This is a genomic window from Oleiphilus sp. HI0117 (assembly GCF_001635235.1).
On the sequence record NZ_LWGA01000260.1, the window covers coordinates 1 to 655 of the forward strand.

Below are 655 nucleotides of genomic sequence, written 5' to 3' on the forward strand. Positions count from 1 at the left end.
GTCGCTATACCGCAAAGCCTTCGGATGACCAGTTTGAAGTGAAGAACTACTAAAATAAGCTAAGACGTTAAAAGGCTGAATGAGGAGGCGTGCTTTCCTTATTCAGCTTTTAAAATTGCCCATGCTTGCCCTGACCTTTGGTAAACCCCTGTGCGCCGTCTAAGGCTCCTGATGCGGCAGCGACTTCCATGCCTCGGTAGAATTCATTCTTCATGGCTTCATCAAATGACTTGTCCCGGTGCTTAGCTGTCTCGAAGTACACTAACTGGCGAATGACTAGCCACCTTCCTTGTACTCAATCCTACTAAACACATGATCAGTAAGGCTGAACTAATGGGTAGCCATGCCCAAAGATGCCATTGCACTTGATAGTCTAGGTCGAGTAAATAGCGATATAAGCTATAGCAGATTGCTTCAGTACCCAGCAGGGCCAGAATACCTGCCATGAGGCCTAACAAAGCGAATTCACTCCACTGATTAAGGCGAAGCTGCTTTCGGTTAGCGCCGAGTGTCCGTAAAATTGCACCTTGTAATATTCGCTCATCGATACTTGAATAAATGGTCGCCAGTAAGACCAACACACCGCCGATCAATACTAGGATAAGTAAGTACTCAACAGCGAGGCTGACTTGCTTGAGCAAACTTTGAATTTGCG

At 46.3% G+C, this 655-nt stretch carries 1 protein-coding gene; it reads right to left on the bottom strand.

Annotated elements, in window-relative coordinates:
• Positions 1-242: 242 nt before the first annotated feature.
• Positions 243-655, bottom strand: a 413-nt coding sequence (locus A3757_RS03260; RefSeq protein ID WP_156506145.1) for an FtsX-like permease family protein, incomplete at its 5' end; no start/stop codon positions are given.